This window comes from Prescottella soli (genome assembly GCF_040024445.1).
In the GTDB taxonomy this organism is placed as follows: Bacteria; Actinomycetota; Actinomycetes; order Mycobacteriales; family Mycobacteriaceae; genus Prescottella; species Prescottella soli.
Genome location: NZ_CP157276.1, coordinates 631,699 through 650,267, shown reverse-complemented (window position 1 = coordinate 650,267; position 18,569 = coordinate 631,699). Strand labels below are relative to the sequence as shown.

General features: G+C 68.3%; 16 protein-coding genes and 1 riboswitch. Of the genes, 13 read left to right on the top strand and 3 right to left on the bottom strand.

Annotated features, from left to right (window positions below):
* Position 1: 1 nt before the first annotated feature.
* The 10 genes from ABI214_RS03010 (at position 2) to ABI214_RS02965 (ending at position 12,402) form a co-directional block, all read left to right on the top strand.
* Positions 2–553 carry a transporter gene (locus ABI214_RS03010; RefSeq protein WP_348606001.1) on the top strand — a complete coding sequence of 184 codons (552 nt, stop codon included), beginning with the start codon at positions 2–4 and terminating at the stop codon, positions 551–553.
* Positions 550–1,710 (top strand): glutamine-hydrolyzing carbamoyl-phosphate synthase small subunit, encoded by a 1,161-nt coding sequence (gene carA, locus ABI214_RS03005; protein ID WP_348605998.1) that lies wholly within the window; start codon positions 550–552, stop codon positions 1,708–1,710. The genes ABI214_RS03010 and carA overlap by 4 nt, the downstream gene beginning before the upstream one ends.
* Complete coding sequence (gene carB, locus ABI214_RS03000) at positions 1,710–5,054, top strand: carbamoyl-phosphate synthase large subunit (RefSeq protein WP_348605996.1); 3,345 nt, start codon at positions 1,710–1,712, stop codon at positions 5,052–5,054. Before carA ends, carB begins: the two co-directional genes overlap by 1 nt.
* Entirely contained in the window at positions 5,051–5,887 is an 837-nt protein-coding gene (gene pyrF / locus ABI214_RS02995; RefSeq protein ID WP_348605993.1) for an orotidine-5'-phosphate decarboxylase, read from the top strand. Before carB ends, pyrF begins: the two co-directional genes overlap by 4 nt.
* 474 nt (positions 5,888–6,361) lie before the next feature.
* A complete protein-coding gene (gene mihF, locus ABI214_RS02990; RefSeq protein WP_007535578.1) occupies positions 6,362–6,682 on the top strand; it encodes an integration host factor, actinobacterial type in 321 nt (106 codons plus the stop codon).
* Between the two features lie 96 nt (positions 6,683–6,778).
* On the top strand, positions 6,779–7,327 hold the full coding sequence (gene gmk, locus ABI214_RS02985) for a guanylate kinase (protein ID WP_348611217.1): 549 nt from the start codon (positions 6,779–6,781) through the stop codon (positions 7,325–7,327).
* An 86-nt stretch (positions 7,328–7,413) separates the two neighbouring features.
* Positions 7,414–7,698: a DNA-directed RNA polymerase subunit omega gene (rpoZ, locus tag ABI214_RS02980; RefSeq protein ID WP_408586797.1), complete on the top strand. Its 285-nt coding sequence runs from the start codon at positions 7,414–7,416 to the stop codon at positions 7,696–7,698.
* 14 nt (positions 7,699–7,712) lie between these two features.
* On the top strand, positions 7,713–8,972 hold the full coding sequence (gene coaBC / locus ABI214_RS02975; RefSeq protein WP_348605987.1) for a bifunctional phosphopantothenoylcysteine decarboxylase/phosphopantothenate--cysteine ligase CoaBC: 1,260 nt from the start codon (positions 7,713–7,715) through the stop codon (positions 8,970–8,972).
* Between the two features lie 174 nt (positions 8,973–9,146).
* Entirely contained in the window at positions 9,147–10,358 is a 1,212-nt protein-coding gene (gene metK / locus ABI214_RS02970; RefSeq protein WP_348605985.1) for a methionine adenosyltransferase, read from the top strand.
* Positions 10,359–10,380: 22 nt separating this feature from the next.
* The gene (locus ABI214_RS02965; RefSeq protein WP_408586799.1) at positions 10,381–12,402 is read left to right on the top strand and encodes a primosomal protein N'; all 2,022 of its coding nucleotides are present in this window, start codon (positions 10,381–10,383) and stop codon (positions 12,400–12,402) included.
* Here ABI214_RS02965 and ABI214_RS02960 read toward each other — a convergent pair.
* From ABI214_RS02960 to ABI214_RS02950, 3 genes are all read right to left on the bottom strand, one after another.
* Positions 12,399–12,746, bottom strand: coding sequence for an EthD domain-containing protein (locus ABI214_RS02960; RefSeq protein ID WP_348605982.1), 348 nt, complete (start codon positions 12,744–12,746; stop codon positions 12,399–12,401). The two genes, ABI214_RS02965 and ABI214_RS02960, sit on opposite strands and share 4 nt — an antisense overlap.
* Positions 12,743–14,152 carry a putative lipid II flippase FtsW gene (gene ftsW, locus ABI214_RS02955; RefSeq protein WP_408586678.1) on the bottom strand — a complete coding sequence of 470 codons (1,410 nt, stop codon included), beginning with the start codon at positions 14,150–14,152 and terminating at the stop codon, positions 12,743–12,745. Before ftsW ends, ABI214_RS02960 begins: the two co-directional genes overlap by 4 nt.
* Before the next feature lie 166 nt (positions 14,153–14,318).
* Positions 14,319–14,490, bottom strand: a riboswitch (M-box (ykoK) riboswitch).
* 50 nt (positions 14,491–14,540) lie between these two features.
* Positions 14,541–15,557 (bottom strand): magnesium and cobalt transport protein CorA, encoded by a 1,017-nt coding sequence (locus ABI214_RS02950; RefSeq protein ID WP_348605980.1) that lies wholly within the window; start codon positions 15,555–15,557, stop codon positions 14,541–14,543.
* 179 nt (positions 15,558–15,736) lie between these two features.
* Between ABI214_RS02950 and ABI214_RS02945 the strand changes: the two genes are divergently transcribed.
* The 3 genes from ABI214_RS02945 (at position 15,737) to ABI214_RS02935 (ending at position 18,486) form a co-directional block, all read left to right on the top strand.
* Positions 15,737–16,186 carry a hypothetical protein gene (locus tag ABI214_RS02945; protein WP_348605977.1) on the top strand — a complete coding sequence of 150 codons (450 nt, stop codon included), beginning with the start codon at positions 15,737–15,739 and terminating at the stop codon, positions 16,184–16,186.
* A gap of 118 nt (positions 16,187–16,304) precedes the next feature.
* A complete protein-coding gene (locus tag ABI214_RS02940; RefSeq protein ID WP_408586801.1) occupies positions 16,305–17,300 on the top strand; it encodes an esterase/lipase family protein in 996 nt (331 codons plus the stop codon).
* A gap of 514 nt (positions 17,301–17,814) precedes the next feature.
* Complete coding sequence (locus ABI214_RS02935) at positions 17,815–18,486, top strand: GAF and ANTAR domain-containing protein (RefSeq protein ID WP_348605975.1); 672 nt, start codon at positions 17,815–17,817, stop codon at positions 18,484–18,486.
* The last annotated feature ends 83 nt before the right edge of the window (positions 18,487–18,569 follow it).

Sequence of the window (18,569 nt, the reverse complement as noted above, 5' to 3'; positions counted from 1 at the left end):
GATGGAGCGACTTCTGTGGGTCGTCGGCTGTATCGCGGTGTGGGCACTGCTGGTGTTCCTGATGTACCGCGGCTGGAAGGGCCGGGCCGCTCGGCAGGCCGACCGGATCGGTGAGCTGCCGCAGGTTCCCGCCGATCTCGGCAAACAGCTGATCGCGCCGAGCACCGGCCTGTACGTGGGCAGCACGCTCGCCCCGAGCTGGCAGGACCGCATCGCCGTCGGCGACATCGGATACCGGGCGACCGGCGAGCTCAGCCGGTGGTCGCGCGGCATCCTGCTCGAGCGCAACGGCGCCTCGGCGATCTGGATCCCGGACGAGTCGATCCGCGCGATCCGGACCGAGCGAGGTCTCGCCGGAAAAGTGATGACGAAGGACGGAGTCCTGGTGATCCGGTGGGAGTTGCCCACCGGCACCGAGATCGATACGGGATTCCGTGGAGACGACAAGACGATGTACCCGACGTGGGTGCGCGAGACAGACAGCACGGACAAGACAGACACAGCGAATGCGGCGGGCTCTGGTGAGGTCGAGCAGAACGGAGAAGACGCATGAGCGGCTTTGACACCAATACGGCGGTCCTGGTTCTCGAGGACGGTCGGGTCTTCCGGGGAACCACTTTCGGTGCGGTGGGACAGACGCTCGGTGAGGCGGTCTTCAGCACCGGCATGACCGGCTACCAGGAGACCCTGACCGACCCCAGCTACCACCGCCAGATCGTGGTGTCGACGGCACCGCAGATCGGCAACACCGGCTGGAACGACGAGGACAACGAGTCCGTCGGCCCGACCGGCAAGTCGTCCGAGTCCAAGATCTGGGTCGCCGGCTACGTCGTGCGCGACCCCTCGCGCCGCACGTCCAGCTGGCGCGCCACGGGCTCACTGCAGGACGAGCTCGAGCGTCAGGGCATCGTCGGCATCGCCGGCATCGACACCCGCGCACTGGTCCGCCACCTGCGCACCCGCGGCTCGATGCGCGCCGGCGTCTTCTCGGGCGAGGCGCTCGCCGACGTCGACGTCCTGCTCGACCGGGTCAAGAGCCAGCCGACGATGCTCGGCGCCGACCTGGCCGGCGAGGTGTCCACCCCCAACGGCTACATCGTCGAGCCGGCCGGCGGCGAGGCCCGCTACACCGTCGCGGCCATCGACCTGGGCATCAAGACCAACACGCCGCGGATGTTCGCCGAGCGCGGCATGCGGGTGCACGTGCTGCCGTCCACCGCGACCCTGCACGACATCCTCGACATCAAGGCCGACGGCGTCTTCCTGTCCAACGGCCCGGGCGACCCGGCCACCGCGGACGGGGCCGTCCACCTCACCAAGGAGGTGCTGGGGCAGGGGCTGCCGCTGTTCGGTATCTGCTTCGGCAACCAGATCCTCGGCCGGGCACTGGGCCTGAACACCTACAAGATGAAGTTCGGCCACCGCGGCATCAACATCCCGGTCGTCGAGCACGAGACCGGACGCATCGCGATCACCGCGCAGAACCACGGCTTCGCGCTCGAGGGTGAGGCCGGTCAGGAGTTCGACACCCCGTTCGGTCGCGCCGTCGTCAGCCACACCTGCGCCAACGACGGTGCCGTCGAGGGCGTGCGCCTGCTCGACGGTTCGGCGTTCTCCGTGCAGTACCACCCCGAGGCCGCGGCCGGCCCGCACGACGCCGCGTACCTGTTCGACCGTTTCGCCAACCTGCTCGAGGGAGTCAAGAAGTAATGCCACGTCGTACAGATCTCGAGCACATCCTGGTGATCGGCTCCGGGCCGATCGTCATCGGACAGGCCTGCGAGTTCGACTACTCGGGCACCCAGGCGTGCCGCGTCCTCCGCGAGGAGGGCCTGCGCGTGAGCCTGGTCAACTCGAACCCGGCCACGATCATGACCGACCCCGAGTTCGCCGACTCCACGTACGTCGAGCCGATCACCGCCGAGTTCGTCGAGAAGGTCATCGCCCGTGAGGCCGCGAACGGCAACAAGATCGACGCGGTCCTGGCGACGCTCGGCGGCCAGACGGCGCTGAACACCGCCGTCGCGCTCCACGAACAGGGCATCCTGGAGAAGTACGACGTCGAGCTCATCGGCGCCGACTTCGACGCGATCCAGCGCGGCGAGGACCGTCAGAAGTTCAAGGACATCGTCGAGAAGGTCGGCGGCGAGTCCGCCCGCTCGCGGGTCTGCTACACGATGGACGAGGTCAAGGCCACGGTCGCCGAGCTCGGCTACCCGGTCGTCGTGCGCCCGTCCTTCACGATGGGCGGTCTGGGCTCGGGCATGGCCTACGACGAGGCCGACCTCGAGCGCATCGCCGGCGGCGGCCTGGCCGCGTCGCCCACCGCGAACGTCCTGATCGAGGAGTCCATCCTCGGTTGGAAGGAGTACGAGCTCGAGCTGATGCGCGACGGCCGCGACAACGTCGTGATCGTCTGCTCGATCGAGAACGTCGACCCGGTCGGCGTCCACACCGGCGACTCGGTGACCGTCGCCCCGGCGATGACCCTCACCGACCGCGAGTACCAGGAGATGCGCGACCTCTCGATCGCGATCCTGCGCGAGGTCGGCGTCGACACCGGCGGCTGCAACATCCAGTTCGCGATGGACCCGACCGACGGCCGCCTGGTCGTCATCGAGATGAACCCGCGCGTGTCGCGCTCGTCGGCGCTGGCGTCGAAGGCGACCGGTTACCCGATCGCGAAGATGGCCGCCAAGCTGGCCATCGGCTACACGCTCGACGAGATCGTCAACGACATCACCAAGGAGACGCCGGCCTGCTTCGAGCCGACGCTCGACTACGTCGTGGTCAAGGCGCCGCGCTTCGCGTTCGAGAAGTTCCCCGGTGCTGACGGCACGCTGACCACCACGATGAAGTCGGTCGGCGAGGCGATGTCGATCGGCCGCAACTTCACCGAGGCGTTCGGCAAGGTCCTGCGCTCGCTCGAGACCAAGCGCGCCGGCTACTGGACCGGCCCGGAGGTCGAGGGCTCGCTCGACGAACTGCTCGAGGCGATCAAGGTTCCGACCGACGGCCGCATGTACCAGATCGCGCAGGCGTTCGAGCTGGGCGCCACGCTCGAGCAGCTGTTCGACGCCACGAAGATCGACCCGTGGTTCCTGGACCAGATGCAGCAGATCGTGGAGCTGGGCGACAAGGTGCGCGCCGCCGAGAGCTTCGGCGAGGCCGGGCTGCGCTTCGCGAAGCACCACGGCTTCTCCGACCGCCAGATCGCGGCGCTGCGCCCGCAGCAGTTCGCCGACGAGGACGCGGTCCGCGCGCTGCGTGGCGAGCTGAACGTGCACCCGGTCTACAAGACCGTCGACACGTGTGCCGCCGAGTTCGAGGCCAAGACGCCGTACCACTACTCGACCTACGAGCTCGACCCCGAGGCCGAGACCGAGGTCGCGCCGCAGACCGAGCGTCCCAAGGTGCTGATCCTGGGCTCGGGCCCGAACCGCATCGGCCAGGGCATCGAGTTCGACTACTCGTGTGTCCACGCCGCGCAGACGCTGTCCGAGGCGGGCTACGAGACCGTCATGGTCAACTGCAACCCCGAGACCGTGTCGACCGACTACGACACCGCCGATCGCCTGTACTTCGAGCCGCTGACCTTCGAGGACGTGCTCGAGGTGTACCGCGCCGAGTGCCTGTCCGGCACCGTCGCGGGCGTCATCGTCCAGCTCGGTGGCCAGACGCCGCTGGGTCTGGCCAAGCGCCTCAAGGCGGCCGGTGTGCCGATCGTGGGCACCAGCCCCGAGGCCATCGACCTCGCCGAGGATCGCGGCGAGTTCGGCCGGGTGCTCACCGAGGCCGGGCTGCCGGCGCCGAAGTTCGGCACCGCCACCACGTTCGAGGGTGCACGCGACATCGCGTCGGGCATCGGTTACCCCGTGCTGGTGCGCCCGTCGTACGTCCTCGGTGGCCGCGGCATGGAGATCGTCTACGACGAGAAGTCGCTCGAGAACTACATCTCCCGCGCCACCGAGATCTCCGACGACCGGCCGGTGCTGGTCGACCGCTTCCTGGAGGACGCGGTGGAGATCGACGTCGACGCGCTGTGCGACGGCACCGAGGTGTACCTCGGCGGCGTCATGGAGCACATCGAGGAGGCGGGCATCCACTCCGGTGACTCGGCGTGTGCGCTGCCCCCGATCACCCTGGGTCGCGCCGACCTGGAGAACGTGCGCCGTTCCACCGAGGCCCTCGCGAAGGGCATCGGCGTCAAGGGCCTGCTCAACGTGCAGTACGCGCTCAAGGACGACATCCTGTACGTCCTCGAAGCCAACCCGCGCGCGTCGCGGACCGTGCCGTTCGTCTCCAAGGCGACCGCCGTGCAGCTGGCGAAGGCGTGTGCCCGCGTGATGATGGGCGAGACCATCGCCGAGCTGCGCGCCACCGGCATCCTCCCGGCCGAGGGCGACGGCGGCGCCGCGCCGCTCGACGCTCCGGTCGCGGTCAAGGAGGCGGTGCTGCCGTTCAACCGGTTCCGTCGCGCCGACGGCACCGGCATCGACACGCTGCTGAGCCCGGAGATGAAGTCCACCGGCGAGGTCATGGGCATCGACGCGGACTTCGGTACCGCGTTCGCCAAGAGCCAGACCGCCGCGTACGGGTCGCTGCCCACCAGCGGTTCGGTGTTCGTCTCGGTCGCCAACAAGGACAAGCGTTCGCTGATCTTCCCGGTCAAGCGGCTCGCCGACCTGGGCTTCCGGATCCTGGCCACCGAGGGCACCGCGGACGTGCTGCGCCGCAACGGCATCACATGCGAGCAGGTCCACAAGCAGTCCGGTGAGAGCCTGCCCGAGGGCGCGCGCACGATCGTCGACCAGATCAAGGGCGGCGAGGTCGACATGGTGATCAACACCCCGTACGGCAACTCCGGCCCGCGCGTCGACGGCTACGAGATCCGCAGCGCGGCCGTGTCGAAGAACATCCCGTGCATCACCACCGTGCAGGGTGCTTCCGCGGCGGTGCAGGGCATCGAGGCCGCCATCCGCGGCGACATCGGCGTCCAGTCGCTGCAGGAGCTGCACTCGCGGCTGCGTGATTCCGGGGACTCGCAGCAGTGACAGCGGACACGACGTTCGGGGCGCGGCTCCACGCGGCACTGGGTCGTCACGGCCCGCTGTGCGTCGGCGTGGACCCGCATCCGGAGCTGCTGCAGGCGTGGGGACTGCCCGAGACCGTGGACGGCCTCGAGAGGTTCTCCGAGCTCTGCGTCGAGGCGTTCGTCGGCCGGGTCGCGCTGGTCAAGCCGCAGGTGGCGTTCTTCGAGGCGTACGGCTCGGGCGGTGTCGCGGTTCTCGAACGCACCATCTCGGTGCTACGCGAGGCCGGCACGCTCGTCGTCGCCGACGCCAAGCGCGGTGACATCGGCTCCACGATGAGCGCGTACGCGCGGGCATGGCTGGGTGCGGGGTCGCCGCTCGAGTCGGACGCGGTGACGGTGTCGCCGTACCTCGGGTTCGGCTCCCTCGACCCGGTCCTCGACCTGGCCGAGCGCAACCACGGTGGACTGTTCGTGCTGGCCGCGACGTCCAATCCGGAGGGCGCGCAGGTGCAGCTGTCCACCGCTGCGGACGGGCGCAAGATCAGCCAGGTGATGGTCGACGAGGCGGCGGCCCGCAACGCCGGGGCCGACGTCCTCGGTTCGGTCGGTGTCGTGGTCGGCGCCACGCTGACCGACGCCCCCGACCTCGGCGCGCTGCACGGGCCGATCCTGATGCCCGGTGTCGGACATCAGGGCGGCACCGCCGACGACGTCCGGCGACTGGCGGGGGACTGCCTGCGCTCCGTCGTGCCCAGCGTCTCGCGTGAGGTCCTGCGCGCCGGGCCGTCGGTTTCGGCGCTGCAGGAGGCCGTGTCGCGGTCCGTGGAGGCGTTCGGGTTCCTGCAGGACTAGTTTCTCCGCCCGTCCGAGCGGCGGGTTCCGGCGAGGCCGGGTTCGGGGTCGATTCCCCGAGCCCGGCCTTGGTCGTTCGTGCCCAGGTGGCCGAAGATCGCCAGGTCCACGCCCGACACGCACTGGAACACGGAAGTTTTCGCAAATTTTTCGGGGTCGAACGGCTACCGTCCGGTGAACTGTGTGCCATGCCACGTCGGATTGCGGGGCACGTCCGGTTCCCGTGCGCCGGAAACCGCCCCCCACCTGCACCGACGTCGGTCTTTCGGGTACTCGGGCCGCTCGTCGCCGCGGGTTGGGGCGGTGCTGGGAGTCGTCTTCGAACGCACCGTCGAATCAGCACATAACGCACCCGTATCGGGCGCTGACGTCGGGGGGTGGGTTAGCAATCGGCGCCCGGCGTGAGTACGGTCGCTATCGCCCCTGGTTATCCGGGGGTTGTAGACCATGTGCACACGACGAGACGGAGGAACCGTGGCCCTTCCCCAGTTGACCGATGAGCAGCGCGCTGCTGCTTTGGAGAAGGCGGCTGCCGCCCGCAAGGCCCGGGCTGAGCTCAAGGAGCGCCTCAAGCGCGGCGGCACCGACCTGAAGCAGGTCCTGAAGGATGCCGAAGAGGACGAGATCCTCGGCAAGATGAAGGTGTCGGCTCTGCTCGAGGCCCTTCCCAAGGTTGGCAAGGTCAAGGCTCAGGAGATCATGACCGAGCTGGAGATCGCTCCGACCCGTCGCCTTCGTGGCCTCGGCGATCGGCAGCGCAAGGCTCTGCTCGCCCGGTTCGATTTCGAGGCCTGAGCGCGACAAGTGATTGCTGACGCACAACAGGTGTCAGGCAGCGAGACCACTTCGGCATCGGTCGAGAGTGGTGACGCAGTGCGGAGGGGCCGGCTGGTGGTACTGGCCGGCCCCTCGGCCGTCGGAAAGTCCAGCGTCGTCCGTCTGCTGCGTGACCGCATGCCCGAGGTCGTCTTCAGCGTCTCGGTGACCACCCGGGCCCCGCGGCCCGGTGAAGTGGACGGGCAGGACTACCACTTCATCTCGCGGGACGAATTCGACCACATGATCGACTCGGGTGACCTGCTCGAGTGGGCCGAGATCCACGGTGGCCTCCAGCGGTCCGGCACCCCGGCCGAGCCGGTGCGCCAGGCGCTCGCCGACGGCAAGCCCGTGCTGGTCGAGGTCGATCTGGTGGGTGCGCGGTCGGTTCGATCGGCGATGCCCGAGGCGGTTCTGGCGTTCATGGCACCCCCCAGCTGGGAGGTGCTGGTCTCGCGTCTGACGGGCCGCGGTACCGAACCCGCCGACGTCGTGGAGCGCCGACTGCAGACCGCGAAGGTCGAACTCGCCGCTCAGGACGAGTTCGACACCGTCATCGTCAACGAGGACGTCAGCCAGGCGTGCGATGAGTTGGTATCCTTGTTGGCTGGACGACAGCACTGAGTGCCGTCGCCCCTGATTCCGGCATTCAATTTGGCACTTTTCAAGTCCAGTTCAGGAGAAACCGAGTGAGCAGCACCGAAGCAGTAGTGTCCGACACCGCCGGTCGTGGCGCCCTGCCTGCCTACGACACCCCGCTCGGCATCACCAACCCGCCGATCGACGAGCTGCTCGAGCGCACGTCGTCCAAGTACGCCCTGGTCATCTACTCGGCCAAGCGTGCGCGGCAGATCAACGACTACTACAACCAGCTGGGCGACGGCATCCTCGAGTACGTCGGCCCGCTCGTCGAGCCGGGTCTGCAGGAGAAGCCGCTGTCGATCGCACTTCGCGAGATCCACTCCGACCTGCTCGAGCACACCGAAGGCGAGTGAGCGGAGCAACGCCCGTGTCCGATCGGGAATCCGATTCGGCGGGACCCAAGCGGATCGTTGTCGGCGTCGGCGGCGGTATCGCCGCGTACAAGAGCTGCGCGCTGGTGCGCAGCTTCACCGAGAACGGTCACCGCGTCCGGGTGATCCCCACCGAGTCCGCGCTGCAGTTCGTCGGTCGTGCCACGTTCGAGGCCCTGTCCGGCAATCCGGTGCATACGGGCGTCTTCGCCGACGTGCCGGAGGTGGCGCACGTGCGTCTCGGGCAGGAAGCGGATCTGGTCGTCATCGCCCCCGCCACCGCCGACCTCATGGCTCGTGCGGTGGCCGGGCGGGCGGACGACCTGCTGACCGCCACGCTCCTGACGGCGCGGTGCCCGGTCGTGTTCGCCCCGGCGATGCACACGGAGATGTGGGAGCACCCCGCGACCGTCACGAACGTCGCGACGCTGCGCGAACGCGGCAACATCGTCATCGAGCCGGCGTCGGGCCGGTTGACCGGCAAGGACACCGGTGCAGGGCGGATGCCCGAGCCCGAGGAGATCTTCGCGCTCGCATCGCTGCTGTTGGAGCGCCCGTCGGCGCTGCCGCGCGACCTCGCGGGCCGTCGCCTGGTGATCTCGGCCGGCGGAACTCGTGAGCCGCTCGACCCGGTCCGCTACCTGGGCAACCGCAGTTCCGGCAAGCAGGGATACGCGATCGCGCGCCTGGCCGCACAGCGGGGCGCCGAGGTGACGTTGGTCGCCGGCGCGACGGCCGAGCTGGCCGATCCGGCCGCGGTCGAGGTCGTGAACGTCCGCACCGCCGAGCAGATGCGCGAGGCGGTCATGAAGCATGCGGTCGACGCCGATGCGGTGATCATGTCGGCGGCCGTTGCGGACTTCCGGCCCGCCACCGTCGCGACGAGCAAGATCAAGAAGGGCGCGGACGAGCCGAACTCGATTCCGCTGATCAAAAACGATGACATTCTCGCCGGCCTCGTGCAGGCTCGGCGGGACGGCACTCTCGCTCCCGGCACCACGATCGTGGGATTCGCGGCCGAGACGGGTGACGCGTCGGGAAGTGTCCTCGACCATGCGCGAACGAAATTGGCGCGCAAGGGCTGTGATCTTCTCGTCGTGAACGCGGTCGGTGACGGCAAGGCATTCGAGGTGGACCACAACGATGGGTGGCTGCTCGGGGCCGACGGCAGCGAATCGGCGATCGAGCCGGGTTCGAAATCGCTGATGGCCAGCCGCGTGCTCGATGCGGTTGCGGGTTTGCTGGCCCCGAAGTAGCACGTCGCGACCACGGTGCCGCGCGGGGGGACTGTCTCCTGGCACCGTGGTCGTCTGCGGTATTGAATAGAAGTAGAAACGAAAATCAGCTCAGGTGTCGTAGCGGGGCCACGCGATTCGAGAATTCGAATTCGAGCGGAGTCGGCCTCGGACAGAACGTCGAGAGGGAGATCTGTGAGCACGTCCGGCAAGCGGCTATTCACCAGTGAGTCCGTGACCGAAGGTCACCCCGACAAGATCTGTGACGCCATCAGTGACTCCATCCTCGACGCGATGCTCGAGGCGGATCCGCACAGCCGCGTCGCGGTCGAGACCCTGGTGACCACCGGGCAGGTCCACGTCGCCGGTGAGGTGACCACGTCCGCGTACGTCGACATCCCGAAGATCGTGCGCGACAAGGTCCTCGAGATCGGCTACGACTCGTCCGCGAAGGGCTTCGACGGCAATTCGTGCGGCGTGAACATCGCGATCGGCGCGCAGTCGCCGGAGATCGCGCAGGGCGTCGACCACTCGCACGAGGCTCGCGTCGACGGCGTGACCGACGACGAGATCGACCGCCAGGGCGCCGGCGACCAGGGTCTGATGTTCGGCTACGCCTGCACCGACACCCCGGAGCTCATGCCGCTGCCGATCGCGCTCGCGCACCGGCTCTCGCGTCGGCTCACCGAGGTCCGCAAGACGGGTGTGCTGCCGTACCTGCGTCCCGACGGCAAGACCCAGGTCACCATCGAGTACGACGGCGACCGTCCGGTCCGGCTCGACACCGTCGTCATCTCCACGCAGCACGCCGCCGACATCGACCTCGACAACCTGCTCACCCCGGATCTGCGCGAGAAGGTTCTCGGCCACGTCCTCGGCGAGCTCGCCATCGAACTCGACACCGCCGACGTCCGGCTGCTGGTCAACCCGACCGGCAAGTTCGTCCTGGGTGGTCCGATGGGCGACGCGGGCCTGACGGGTCGCAAGATCATCGTCGACACCTACGGCGGCATGGCCCGCCACGGCGGCGGCGCGTTCTCCGGCAAGGATCCGTCGAAGGTGGACCGTTCCGCGGCGTACGCGATGCGCTGGGTGGCCAAGAACGCCGTCGCGGCCGGCCTCGCCGACCGCATCGAGGTCCAGGTCGCGTACGCGATCGGCAAGGCCGCCCCGGTCGGCCTGTTCGTCGAGACCTTCGGCACCGAGAAGGTGGACGTCGTGAAGATCCAGCAGGCGATCAGCGAGGTCTTCGACCTGCGTCCGGGCGCGATCATCCGCGACCTGGACCTGCTCCGCCCGATCTACTCGGACACTGCCGCGTACGGTCACTTCGGTCGCACCGACGTCGACCTGCCGTGGGAGCGCACCGACCGCGCGGACAAGCTGCGCGCGGCCGCGGGTCTCTGACCGCGACCGAAGAGTCAGCTCGCTGACCGGCACCGACAAGACAGCGGCAGCACACGCGCCTGTGGCGCGAGTGCTGCCGCTGCTTCCTGTTGCGCACCTGGACCGTGTGTTCGACTATCTGGTTCCGTCCGAGCTGGACGAGCAGGCCCGACCGGGGGTGCGGGTGCGGGTCCGGTTCGCGGGACGGCTCGTGGACGGCTTCCTCCTCGAGCGGATCGAGACGAGCGAGCACGACGGCAAGCTGGCCTGGCTCGATCGGGTCGTCTCGGCCGTTCCCGTCCTGACCGCCGAGGTGCACCGCCTGGTCGACGCGGTGGCACAGCGCTACGCCGGGACGCGCGCGGACGTGCTGCGCCTGGCGATCCCGCCGCGCCACGCGAAGGTCGAATCCGAGGAGGTCGTGCCGCGCCCGGCCCCGGAATCGCCGACGGTCGACCGGGACGCATGGTCCGCCTACACCCACGGCCTCAACTTCCTCGAGGCGCTGGAGTCCGGCCGTGGTCCGCGCGCGGCGTGGCAGGCACTTCCCGGCGAGGACTGGTGCGCGCGGCTCGCGGAGCTGGCCGGCGTCGTCGCGGCGTCCGGGCGGGGCGCGGTACTCGTGGTGCCCGACCAGCGTGACCTCGACCGACTGGTACGGGCGTGTGAAAGCCTGCTCGGCGCGGACCATGTCGTGGGTCTCGCGGCGGGACTCGGGCCGTCGGCGCGGTACCGGCGGTGGCTGGCGGCGCTGCGGGGGACGGCCCGCGTGGTCGTCGGGACCCGGGCGTCGGTGTTCGCTCCGACGCCGGACCTCGGCCTGACGGTCGTGTGGGACGACGGTGACAGCAGCCTGGCGGAGCCGCGTTCGCCGTATCCGCACGCGCGTGAGGTCGCGCTGTTGCGGGCCCACGACACGGGGTGTGCCGTGGTGGTCGCCGGACATTCGCGAACCGCGGAGGCGCAGGCCCTCGTCGACTCCGGGTGGGCGCACGATCTCGTCGCGGCCCGCGACGTCGTGCGCGCACGCGCCCCGAAGATCACCGCACTCGCGGACAGCGACCAGGCGTTGGCCCGTGATCCCGGCGCCCGTGCGGCCCGCCTTCCGGCGATCGCGTTCGCCGCGGCCCGGCAGGCGCTGGCGGCGGGAGCCGGTGTGCTGGTTCAGGTTCCGCGCCGTGGCTACGTGCCGTCGTTGGCGTGCGGGAAGTGCCGGGCGCCGGCGCGCTGCCGTCGGTGCAACGGCCCGCTGTCGCTGCCCGCGGCCGCCGGCCCGGACGGCGCCGGTTCCCCGACGTGCAAGTGGTGCGGCATCGCCGACACCAACCACCGCTGCCACGCCTGTGGGGCGCGGGCGCTGCGGGCGGTCGTCGTGGGGGCGGGGCGCACCGCCGAGGAGCTGGGTCGGGCGTTTCCCGGTGTCGCGGTGCACACCTCCGGCGGATCCGACGTGAAGGCCGAGATGCCGCCCGGCGCCAAGCTGGTCGTGTCGACGGTTGGTGCCGAGCCGGTGATGCCGGGCGGCTACGGCGCGGCCCTGCTCCTCGATGGGTGGGCGCTGCTGGGGCGTGCGGACCTGCGCGCCGCCGAGGAGACGCTGCGGCGGTGGATGACCGCGTCGGCGCTGGTGCGGTCGCATACCGACGGCGGCCAGGTCGTGGTGGTCGCAGACTCCGGAATTCCCACCGTGCAGGCGCTGGTGCGCTGGGATCCGGTGTGGCACGCGCGAGCTCAGCTCGAGGAACGTGCGGAGGTGGGATTCCCGCCCGCCGTGCACCTGGCCGCGGTCGACGGCACCGCGGCGTCGATCGGGGAAATTCTCGAGGCCGCCGGACTTCCGGATTCGGCCGACGTTCTGGGACCGGTGCCGCTGCCGCCAGGGGAGCGGCTGCCGTTCTCGAGTGACGAGCCGGAGCCGGAAGACGTGGAGCGCATGCTCGTTCGGGTTCCGCGCGGGGACGGGCGGGCGCTGGCGAAGGGCCTGGCGGAGGCCCAGGCCGTCCGCAGCGCCCGGCGATCGAACGGACCCGTCCGGGTGCAGATCGATCCGCTCCGGATCGGCTAGCTCTCCCGGACGTCGACGACGTACATCCGGGTGCGCGCGCGGTCGAGGAAGTTCTCCTCGTCGGCCGCGATCGCCGCCGCGACCTCGGGCCGGGCGTGAGTGGCGAGCATGTCCTCGTAGGCGGCCCGATCGTCGAAGACGAACTCGCTGATGACGTCGAAGTCGGGATCGGCCGCGCCGTCCGCGCCGATACCCGACGATCGGTCCAGGTAGTTGCGCCGGTAGTCGCGGATCTGCGGCATCAGGCTGCGGATCAGCTTGGAGTGGTTGTTCTCGTAGTAGTCGACGAGCTCGGCGTGCGACAGTTCCGGTTTGCGCGCCAGTAGTGCAACGGCCTTGATCATGACGATCTGCTCCCAGCGGTTCGAGTGGAGCGCGACCGTACCGTGGAAGTGCGATCGGACGGCACTGTCGATCCCGACCTCCGGGAAGATTCTCGACCGCGAGTCGTGTTCGGCGGCATGCTGTTCCGGCGGCGCTGCGCCCCGCGACCGTCGGTCGTCGGGCTCGGCTGCGGCATCGGCAGGCGGAGCAGTCGCGAGATCCGCCCGCCGCCCGACTTCTCGATCGCGGCGATCGCGCGAGGCTCGTGCCGCGCCGCGTTCGCGATGAGGCCGAAGACGAACAGCATCAGCGCCGTGGACGTACCGCCGTACGAGATCAGCGGCAATTGCAGTCCGGTCACGGGAAGCAACCCGGTGACGTAGCCGATGTTGATGGCCGCCTGAGCGCCGATCCACGTCGTGGCGACGGCGGTGACGAGCCCGAGGAACGGGTCGGCGCAGCGACGGGCGATCCTGAGGCCCAGCATCACGACCGCGGCGAACAGGGCGATGACCGACAGGCATCCGATGATGCCGAGTTCGTCGCCGATGATCGCGAAGATGAAGTCGTTGTACGCGTTCGGGAGATAGTTCCACTTGCTGGTCGACTGTCCGAGGCCCTCGCCGAACACCCCGCCGCTGGCGAGCGCGTACTTCGCTTGGCGTGACTGGTAGCCCAGGCCCTGCGGGTCGTCGCCGGGATTGAACAGCACCCGCACCCGGTTGACCCGGTATCCGGCGGTGAACGTCAGGATGACCGCGGTTACGACACCCGTGGCGACAATCGCGCCCAGGATTCGCAGGTCGAAGCCCACGAACCACAGCAGTGCCATCGCGATGATCGCGAGCGTGATGGCGGTGCTCAGGTTCGGTTGGAGCACCACCAGCACACACATGACGAGCGCACCCGGTACCACCGGGATCACGAGATCCCGCGTGGAGCGACCGACTCTGTCGCGAAGCGTGAGCATGTGCGCGCCCCACAACACGAGCGCCACCTTCGCGAGCTCGGACGGCTGGAATGAGATACCCGCGATGTCGAACCAGCGTCGGGAGCCCTGGATCTCGGTACCGATCCCCGGAATCAGCACGAGGATCAGCATCACGACCGAGACCACGAACGCGGGGAACGAGAGCATCCGGATGGTCCTGACGGGCAACCGCATCGCCAGATAGAAGGCGAACAGTCCGAGGAGGACCCCGAGCAACTGCTGCACGAAGAACGTGTACGCGGACCCTCCGCCGACATAGGACTCGACGGCCGATGCCGACAGCACCATCGCGAGCCCGAACGTCGTGAGCAGTGTTGTGAGACCGAGGATCAGGTGCAGCGACCACAGCGGCCGCTCGGTCCACTCGGCGAAGCGTCGGCGAAACGTCGTGCGCTCGGATTCCGTGGCGGGGGCCTGCCCCGACCGGGCGGTCACCGGCAGACCTCGAACCGGTAGTCGACGGGTCGGATGATCGTGGTGTCCATATCGGCTACCTCCGTACCTGAGCGGCAGCTGGTCCCAGGGCCGGCCGCGCGATTCCGCTGACGGTGCAACGCAGGGGTTTCGAGTCGGTCGCACATTCGATGGCGATCGTCCGGTCGGAACACCTCCACGTAAGAGCTTCGGCACTGCACGACGTATCCCACGTCGGTGGGAAGCCACTTGGGATCACCCCTTAATCCGGGGAAATCTGTCCTGATCTTGGGCGTCTCTCGACGTCGTGAGATCAGTGGCCTGTGTTCGTGCAGGAGCCTCGCCTAACGAGGTGCTGCACGATGAGGGTGCCAGCGGCTCTGCGTGGTGTCAACCGTGCGACGCGTGCTCACAGCCAGTGCTGGCGTTTGAAGACGTAGAACAGTGTCAGCGACGTCGCGACCATGAGCAGCAGGGCCATCGGGTAGCCGAACGCCCACCCCAGTTCCGGCATGTCGTTGAAGTTCATCCCGTAGACCGTGCCGACCAGCGTGGGCGCGAAGAGGATTGCGGCCCAGGCGGATATCTTCTTCACTTCCTCGCTCTGGTTCAGGCTCGTGACCGTCAACCGGCGCATTTCCTCGTTCTGTTGCTGAGCGACGAGGGTGGCGTGCACCGACAGTGCGGTCTGCAGGTGCGCGCGGGACGAGTCGGCGCGCTCGACGACCCGCAGCGTGTGGTCGAGCACGTCGCGCAGGTGGCGACGGAGTTCGAGGTCGACGTGGTACTTGTCCGATCCGCGTTCGAGAGCCTCGAGGATCGACACCAGCGGCCGCGTGGCGCGCTGGAAGTCGATGACCTCGCCGGACAGGTCGTAGATGCGTTTGGCGACGGCGGGGTCGCCGGTGAACACCTGGTTCTCTATTTCGTCGATGTCGTTCTCGAGGCCTGCTGCCACCGGTAGGTACTCGTCGACGACCTGGTCCAGAATCGCGTACAACACGGCCTCGGGGCCCAGGCGCAGCAGTCCGGGGGTGGCTTCGAGGCGGCGTCGCACCTGTCCGAGATCGGGAGACTCGGCGTGCCGGATGGTGACGACGAAGTCGGGTCCGACGAATACGTGCACCTCGCCGAACTCGACCTTCTCGACATTGTCGAGATAGCGGGCGGGCCGCAGCACCACGAACAGGGTCTCGTCGTACCGCTCGAGCTTGGGGCGCTGGTGGGCGGCGATCGTGTCCTCGACAGCGAGGTGGTGGAGACCGAACTCGCGCGCCAACGAATCGATCTCCGTGACGTCGGGTCGGTAGAGGCCGATCCAGGCCATCCCGCCGCGTCGGTTCATCGTGTCGTAGGTGCAGTCGAGCGTGCGTGGGGTGTCGACGCGAACACCGTCGACGTAGACGGCGTTGTCCACGATGGTCATCCGTACCCCGTTCCTGTCGCTCTTCGTCAAATTGCACCACGCATCGGCCCTGGTGGCAGGGATGTGGGGCGGGGGTCAACAGCGTGTCAAGGACGGTCGTCGGTGCGTCAGGAGCATGTCATGGTGCGTGCTCGGTCCCGAGCGGGCGCGTAGGTGTGGAGGGGAGCGAGGAGGCCATCATGACACTTCGGCACTTTCGGTCGACCTTCCGGGCGGCAGCACACCAGAACGTCTTCGCGCACATCGACAGCCGTGACCTTCTGGCCGAGTACGTGTACGACTCGATCCGTGAGATCGCAGCCTCGCCGGGCCTCCGCCTGGTCGGATTGTGCTGTGCTCTCCCGCCGCGTGCGTCCGCGGCAGACGTGCGTTCCGCCGTCCACGAGTCCGTGTTGCTGATGGAGCGCTTCCACGTCGATTGCGACATGGTTCTGACCCAATTGGTTCTCGAGGAATCGGAGGAAGACCTCGGCGTCCGGTCGATCCCGCTGCAGCATCGGCACGATCTTCTGGAAATGGTCGACGATGCCCTCGAAAGCGACTGCGAGCGAACTCGTTTTCCGCGCCCAACCCTGACTCTCATGGCGGATGTGCACTCCCGGGTCGGGAGCGGAGCCGGGGTCCGCTGAGTTTCGTTCCTCGATCGTTATCGCACGCACCGGCCGCCGCGGCCGCCGCGTGCCGCCGATCTTGATAGACACGGCGCACGGTTACGCGGGACCACGGGAGGTGCGTGTGGGTCTGTCGATGCGGGTAGGTGCGGTCGGGGCGATCACGGTCCTGGCTGCCGCTCTCGGTTCGTTCGGGGCGATCGCCGGCGCGGCCCCGGCGGATTCCGGATGGTCGCCCGGCTCGGGAGCGACCACGTATGTCGTACCGATCGTGCCCGGTCCGGTTCAGGCGGTACACGCGGACGCGTTGCGCTACGCCGAGCGGCACCCGGACTCCGCGCCCCCGGGGGCGAACGACTTCGGGTGCCGACCGGCCCAGGACCATCCGAATCCCGTCGTGCTCGTGCACGGGAGCGATTCGGACGCCTACACGGACTGGTCCGCGCTCTCGCCGATCCTCACTGCTCGAGGATTCTGCGTGTTCGCGCCGAACTACGGGTCGGACGGCAAACCCGGCAAGTACGCGCGCGGCGACATGGCCCGCAGCGCAGGCGAACTCGCGGACTTCGTGAATCGCGTCCGGGTGTCGACCGGGGCTGCGGAGGTCGATCTCGTCGGCTATTCACAGGGCGCGACGGTGGCGCGGTACTTCGTCAACAGACTGGGCGGCGCCGACGTCGTGGGCCGATGGCTCGGAATCGCGTCGCCGACGTACGGCGGGGTGATGTACGGAATCGTGCCGCTCCTGCGACTCCTGCCGTACCCCGAACGGATCGCCGAGGCGCTCACCTCCGAGGCGATCAGCCAGCAGATGCAGGGATCCCCGTTCCTCGTCGCGCTCAATGCGGGTGGCGACACCGTGCCCGGTGTCGGCTACACGACCATCGGGTCGCGCTACGACGAGATGATCCAGCCCTACACCAACATCGCGTTGCGGGACGACGGCGCGACGAACATTCTGGTGCAGGACGTCTGCCCGGAGAACCGCGGCGGGCACTTCAACATGGTGTACGACCCCTTCGCGCTCGGACTCGCGGTGCAGGCACTCGAGCCGACCGCGCCCGCCCCGGTGTGTACGCCGGTCCCGCTCGGCTCGGGCGTCGCAGAGATGATCTACGAAAGCAACTCGTGATAGAGCGCAACGAACTTTCCGGGACGAGCGCGTCGATGCCGGAGATGTCGCGATCGACGGGTCGGGTGGAACTACCGGCCTGTCATCTGTATTCACCGATAAAGATCGAATAAATATTGTCCGGATTTGCCGTGGAGTATCTTCGCCGGCGTGCTGATTCCGTGCATTTGGTGCAGTTTTCGCAGATCGTCCGCGGCAGGGTGAACGACCGGGTGAAGTCAACTACCCCCGGCCGATACGGGGCGGTGAATGCCCTGCGTCCGATAGCATTCCGGCGGACGTTCCTCTCGAGCGCGGACGCAGTCGCATCAGCCGTGCCAGGTGGGTGGTCGCGGTCGGAGGAACGGACGAACGACGGACAACGTAGGGATATCGAGCGAATCACGAATGGCTCAGGAGTATGTAAACGCCCCCGCGGGTCCGGGCGAGTGTCGAAATCTCCGAATGTCGGGGGGCTCCATTCCTTGAATGATGGGACGGTCGGTTGATTGATCAAGGTCAATTCGCTGTTGCCGTGGAGAGGTTCACGAGACTGCAGGCGGAGTCGTCCGAAACGGATGTCGTGCTGAGGGGTCTGGTCGAACTGCTCTCGGAGCTACTCGCCCTCGCCGGCGGGGGTGTCGTGACCGAGCTCGACGGATCGCCGGCACCGACGACGTCGACGACCGCGCCGGGAGTCGTTCTCGATCGCCTGGCACAACTGGTTTCGGACGGTCCGTGCGCCGATGCGATCGCGCGCGGGAGAATTCTGCACATCGCCGCGGTCGACGATCACCGCGAGACCTGGCCACAGTTCGTCGCGGAGGCGCGGCGATCGGGTTTGGTGGCGCTGGCGGCGTTTCCGCTCCGGCACGGCCCGCGTACGGTCGGCACGCTCGTCCTTGTCTCGGATCGCCCGCGGCGTTGGCTCGAGGGGGAGATCGCCATGGTCGGTTGTCTGGCCGAGATGGCAGCGGTGTACCTGAGCCAGAGGTCGGCGGTGAACCACTTCCAACGTCTGTCCGGGCAACTCGAGCAGGCGCTGACCACTCGTATCGTCGTCGAACAGGCGAAGGGAATCATCTCCAACGCGAACGGAATCGGCGTCGATGCCGCCTACCAGTTGATCCGCCGTCACGCCCGCTCGCACAACGCCAGTGTGCACGCGGTCGCGGAAGCGATAGTCACCCTCGAACTGCGTGTGTGACGTCTCCGAACGCGGCTCCCGAGCAGGACGGTCGCCACCGAACGAGTTCTCGCCCGCACGATGTCGTGCGGGCGAGAACTCAG